This window comes from Moorena sp. SIO1F2 (genome assembly GCF_010672755.1).
Classification (GTDB): domain Bacteria; phylum Cyanobacteriota; class Cyanobacteriia; order Cyanobacteriales; family Coleofasciculaceae; genus Moorena.
Genome location: NZ_JAAHFV010000367.1, coordinates 1 through 6153, shown reverse-complemented (window position 1 = coordinate 6153; position 6153 = coordinate 1). Strand labels below are relative to the sequence as shown.

Genomic DNA, 6153 nt, shown 5'->3' with positions numbered 1-6153 from the left:
GACTGATGCGCTTGAGAAATCGTTGAGCATCGAAAAGCTTTATTGAGCACACCAGCTACAGCGAAAGGGACTTGGTCAATCCCTCTTCCCATCCCCCCGTCTCCCTAAGCTGTCACACACTTAATTTTTGGGTTGAGACTGATGGGGAGATGGGGAGATAGGGAGATGGGCGGATGGTTTGACGGTTTCTTTCATAACATGAAAAGATGAAATTTAGATGCGTGTTAGCTGATCAACTTACACAGATAAATTAGATAGTCAAGTACCTTACGCTGTAGCTGGTGTGCTCAATAAAGCTTTTCGATGCTCAACGATTTCTCAAGCGCATCAGTCCTAGGGTATATTTTTTAACCATAGAAATTTGCTATGATCTGGTTAAGATTGATAAAATTACCGCAATTTCCATAAACTGATTAGAATTACTTGAATTAAACCTTGCGGTTGAATTAATCATTGTGTTAAGCATTTAACGTTTGTCCCAACTATCCGCTGTCCCAACTATCCGCTACTTTTGTTCGTTACTGCCAAACCAGTATAAGTTTGCTCAAGGGTATTCGCGCTCCGGGTCCCAAACATGAAGTTATCGGGTTGGGTGAGCTGTGTTGCTGTTTTTTGAATGCATATTCCCATGACTTCAGTAGCTGAACTGCTAGTGTTACAAGCTGAGGAAATAAAGTCCACTGCTAAGTCCACTGCCAAGATCAAACACTACTCGACGCTCAACAACGATTCCCTAGATACCACCACAGGTGTCTATATTACTATCCACGGTCATTTCTACCAACCGCCTCGGGAAAACCCTGATCTAGATACTATTGAGCGTCAGCCTACTGCTGCTCCGTTTCATGACTGGAACGAACGGATTTACTATGAGTGCTACCGCCCCAATGCCTTTGCTAGGGTATTAAATGACCAAGGGGAAGTGATAGATATTGTCAACAACTATGACTATTTGAGCTTCAATATTGGTCCAACCTTAATGTCATGGCTGGAAGATTACGATCTCGAAGTGTATCAGCGGATTCTGGAAGCGGACAAGAAGAGTTGCGTACGCTTAAATGGTCATGGGAATGCGATCGCTCAAGTTTACAACCACATCATCCTTCCCTTAGCCAATGAACGGGACAAATACACCCAAATCCGTTGGGGAAAAGCCGACTTCCGTTCCCGCTTTGGTCGTGAACCCGAAGGGATGTGGCTGGCGGAAACGGCAGTAGACTATCCCACTTTGGAAGCATTGGTAGCAGAAGATATTCGGTTTATTATCCTAGCCCCTTCCCAAGCTCAACGTTGCCGCCCAATTCCCAATGAACTCACCAGTGAACACAATAGTAATTCTCCATGGCAGGAAGTGGGAGGTGCTCAGATTGACCCTACTCGCCCTTACCGTTGCTTCCTCAAAAATGGCAAATTTATTGATATCTTTTTCTATGACGGCCCAATCTCCAGAGATATGGGCTTCAATGATTTACTCACCAGTACTGAACACTTCGCCAAGCGTTTGGGTCAAGCAGTACGTGGGGATCATCGCAGCGCCCAGTTGATTGCTGTGGCAACGGATGGGGAAACCTTTGGCCATCACAAAACAGGCACTGAGAAGTGTATTGCCTACGCTTTTACCCATGAGTTTCCCCAGCGCCACTGGACAGTAACCAACTTTGCCCACTACCTTAGCTTTAATCCACCCACCTGGGAAGTGGTACTGAAGCCAGTAACAGCCTGGAGTTGCTCCCATGGGGTTGACCGTTGGCAAGATGATTGTGGCTGTGGTGGTGACGGGAAGTGGCACCAAATGTGGCGTCGTCCCCTGCGGAATGCCCTGGATTGGTTACGGGATCAATTGATTGAGGTATATCAAGAGACTGGTAGCCAATTCTTCCATGACCCTTGGCTAGCGCGGGATGAGTATATCGAAGTGATTCGGAACCGTTCCCCAGCCAATGTGGACAGTTTTCTGGAGCGTCATAGTACTCACCCACTGACGACCGCCGAACACGTGGATGGCTTACGACTGCTGGAAATGCAGCGTCATGCTCTGCTGATGTATACCAGTTGTGGTTGGTTTTTTGAGGAAATCTCCCGTCTAGAAGGGGTTCAGATTTTACGCTATGCTGCCCGTGCTATGGAGTTAGCTGCTAATGTTGCTAAAGTCCAACTGGAAGAAGAATTTATCCAACGCCTTGCTCTAGCACCCAGTAATGTGGAATGCTTTAAAACTGGTGACCAGATTTATCGGCAACTAGTGGTGTCAGCCCAGGTTAGCTGCAAGCAAGTAGTAGCAGACTATGCCATTAGTTCCCTATTTAAAAACTATTCCCAAGAAGACAAAATCTACTGTTACTATGCCCATCAGCAATATTACCAGCTAAAACGAATCGGGGCATTAACCCTAGCTGTGGGACAGTTACAATTGGTTTCTGAGATAACTAGGGAAAGTGGTGATTTTGTGTTTGCCTTGCTATACCTAGGTGGTTGGGACTTCCACTGCTGTATTCAACCCCTTGCTGAATGTCGAGCCTACCGCCAGCGGTTGGAAAGATTATTTAATGCCCTCGAGCAAGCCAGTGCAGCCCACACAATTTTGGTAATGAATCAGCTGTTTGGGCAGCAAAATTTTAATTTGCAGCATCTGTTTCCTGAAGAGCGACACCGGATTATGCAGCTGTTGAGCCAGGAAACCTTGACCCGTTTGGATCAGCTCTATACCCAGGTTTATCGGGATAACTATAGAGCCTTGATGGCTTTCCAGAGAGATGGGTTATCTGTTCCCAAGGAATTGCAAGTAGCAGCAGAAATTGCTATATCCAATCAGTGTATTACTGTGATTAGGGCATTAGATAGTGATAGCAGTGATCAGCAGGTGGTATGGAGTAGGTTGGCAGAGTTAGAAGCGATCGCAACAGCAGCGAATCATCTCCACTGTCAGTTGAATACCCTAGAAGTCAAGCAAACCTTAGAAAAGTTAATTTTGCGTACGCTCTGGCAAATTCTTTACGATAGCAACCCAGAGGAAGTGGAAGTCGATATTCAACGGCTAGACAAAATGATTGATGTTGGGAATCAGCTCAATCTAAGCTTATGCTTAGATCGTTGCCAAGAACTTTACTTGCAGTACTTCCATAACCAAATTTTGCCTCAGCTGATCCAAAGCCAAGATTTAAAGAAAGATAGTCAAAACAAAGATAGTGATAGCAATGGCAGCTATCCCTGGCTATGTAAAATGTGTACCTGTAGCACTGCCCTCAGTGCTTCACTTTCCCCAAGCCCCCTACTCAAGTTGGGTCAAACCTTAGCAGTGGATCTCAGTGGTTGGGTCACCAACCTGTAAGCATTCAGCTATCAGCTATCAGCTATCAGCTATCAGCTATCAGCTATCAGCTATCAGCTATCAGCTTTTGAATAAAATAAGCTGACCACTGACCACTGACCACTGACCACTGACCACTGACCACTGACCATAAAAATCTCAAAAAAGTTATAACACCGGGATTACAGCGCAACTATTAAACCCTTGGTTTTCGGCTTTAATTTAAGTTACATAATAATCCCGGTCGGTGTTACCCTAATTTAATTTTAACAAATAATAAGAGTTTTTGGTAGACTCTGCGACATTTTCTATAGCTGTTTACTAACCTCATTGAAAACTGCTATAGTTCAGATCGAACCAAGTTCACTAAGTGGCCAAAAACGGAAACAGGCACGACCAATGACTTTGTCTTTACCTAGAAAACCCCAAACATGGGAATCGTTGCTATTGTTGCGGTTATCTCCCATGACAAATAGCTGATCTTCTGGCACCTGCACCAGTCCCATCTGATAATGGGGAGGTTGGGCAATGTAGTCCTCGTCTATAGGAGTACCGTTGCGATAAACTTTGCCATCTTTGACTTGAACCGTATCACCGGATGTGCCAATCACCCGCTTGATGAAAGCTTGGTCTTTTGAGTAACCCAAAATTTGTAATTGTGGCGGTAGTTCAAACACTATAATGTCACCGACTTTTGGGGTATGGAAACGGTAAGAGATTTTTTCCACCACTAAGCGATCGCCTATTCCCAAAGTCGGGTACATGGAATCCGAGGGAATGTAGCGAGGTTCTGCCACAAATACTCGAATCAATAGAGCTAAGGCTAGTGCGATCGCAATAATTTGGAAATTTTCCTGTACTTGCTTCCAGAATGGCGTGCCACCCTTGGCCTGTTGTTGACCCTGAGCATCTGCTTGCTGCTCCTGAACAGATTCAGAAGATTCACTCGGTGCTGCTAATTTCTTTTTCTGTGCATCCATACAAGATTTAAATTGACATTTAAATTGACGGTAAGGCAGATTTATGGGTATGACCGCCCCCCTAGCCCTAAACATCTTTACTAGTTTGGCAACTCAGCCAGGATAACATGCTTGATTGCCCTTTTGTGAATTTGCGTTAGTTTAGGAAGTGAGTACTGTTGTTGGACAATGCCCGTGCTGTTTCCACACTCTGTCCTACGTGCGAGTTTAGCGGTTTGTCTTCTGGGTGTGTTGAGTGCCTGCGCCAACACTAACCTAGGTGACGCTTTGCAGCGGTCTTTGGGAGCAGACCCCACACTGAAAGATAACCCACCCAAAAACTTGGGTCGGCCATCTCCGAACAAGCCTCAAAGTACTCCCCAGAAACAGAAGTCAGTACCGTTGCCAGAAGACTTCCCCACTGAGATTCCCCGTTATCAACAAGCAACCTTGGAACAAGTGGAACCCCTCAAAGATGCTGCTGCTCCAGGTAAGCTGACGATTTGGTCATCCCCTGACCCAATTAATTTAATTCAGAACTTTTACCAAAAGACCTTTGAGTCGGGAGGCTGGGAAGTCCTCGACCAGCCAGAAGAGCAAGATGGTGGCACATTCATCGTCCGTCGTAATGACTTGGATGTTACCCTTTCGATTCCTTCTCGTGCCACTACTGGCAAATCGAGCGCTGCCTCCTCATCAAAGCCCCCAGCGGTTGCTACCAACAGCAGTGTGACCACATTTGATATTCAGTACGTCCGGGATGGTAAGGATACCAAAGCTGAGAAACCACAACCATCCCAGAAACCAACACAAGCTCAAAAACCAACACAACCTCAGAAACCAACACAACCCTCTGAGGTTGCGAGTAAGCCAGATCAGGTCAGGTCAGGAGAACCTGAGAAATTTACTGACTTGGATAAAGTCCCCCGAGATTTGCGTAAGTATGTGGCAGATTTGGCAAAATTGGGAGTCTTAACCCCAGGCACAGCTAATCCAAAGACCAATGCTGATAGTCAAGGTACTCAGTTTGCCCCGAATCAAACCATAAGCCGCCGTCAGTATGCCCGTTGGCTGATGGATGCCAATAATCGGATCTATGCCAATCGTCCAGGATTGCAAATCCGTTTAGCATCCAAAACTACTCAACCTGCATTTCAGGATGTGCCTCGTACGGATCCTGATTTTCCCTATATTCAGGGATTAGCTGATGCTGGATTAATTCCTAGTCCCCTCAGTGGCGATTCTACGGCAGTATTGTTTCGTCCAGATGCACCGTTGACTCGGGAAAATCTGATGGTGTGGAAAGTGCCTCTCGATACTCGTAAAGCCTTGCCCAAAGCCTCTATTGAAGCAGTGAAAGAAACCTGGGGCTTCAAAGATACCGCTGAAATTGACCCGAAAGCATTGCGAGCCGTCTTAGCTGATTTCCGAAATGGCGATTTGGCAAATATTCGCCGAGTCTTTGGTTATACAATATTGTTTCAGCCTAAAAAACCAGTCACCCGTGCTGAAGCAGGAGCAGCGCTTTGGTATTTCGGTTCTCAGGGTGAAGGGCAATCTGCCAAAGAAGCATTGTTTATTAAGCCTCAAACCAGTCAGCCATCAGGGGCACCAAAAGCTAAACCATCGAATTAGGTGCATACAAAACAGCTGAAAACAGCTTTTAATTGTGCTTAAGCACAATTACGAATAGCTATTGTCATGGGTTAGTAATAAGTGGTGATTGGTCAAGTGTGTCAATGGCAGACATGATATAGCATAAGTCAGAAGTCAGAAGTCAGAAGTCAGAAGTCAGAAGTCAGAAGTCAGAAGTCAGAAGTCAGAAGTCAGAAGTCAGAAGTCAAACTCTTGCGCTTACTTAGGTTTGAGACTTTTGTCATGTCCGCG

At 45.6% G+C, this 6153-nt stretch carries 3 protein-coding genes; 2 read left to right on the top strand and 1 reads right to left on the bottom strand.

Features of this window, described 5'->3' with window-relative positions:
* Positions 1–628: 628 nt before the first annotated feature.
* The gene (locus tag F6J94_RS28360; protein ID WP_293046568.1) at positions 629–3328 is read left to right on the top strand and encodes a DUF3536 domain-containing protein; all 2700 of its coding nucleotides are present in this window, start codon (positions 629–631) and stop codon (positions 3326–3328) included.
* A gap of 326 nt (positions 3329–3654) precedes the next feature.
* Here the strand turns inward: F6J94_RS28360 and lepB are convergent, their stop codons facing one another.
* The gene (gene lepB / locus F6J94_RS28355) at positions 3655–4287 is read right to left on the bottom strand and encodes a signal peptidase I (protein WP_293046565.1); all 633 of its coding nucleotides are present in this window, start codon (positions 4285–4287) and stop codon (positions 3655–3657) included.
* A gap of 168 nt (positions 4288–4455) precedes the next feature.
* On the opposite strand from lepB, the gene F6J94_RS28350 reads away from it, so the two are divergent.
* On the top strand, positions 4456–5901 hold the full coding sequence (locus F6J94_RS28350) for an S-layer homology domain-containing protein (RefSeq protein ID WP_293046563.1): 1446 nt from the start codon (positions 4456–4458) through the stop codon (positions 5899–5901).
* The last annotated feature ends 252 nt before the right edge of the window (positions 5902–6153 follow it).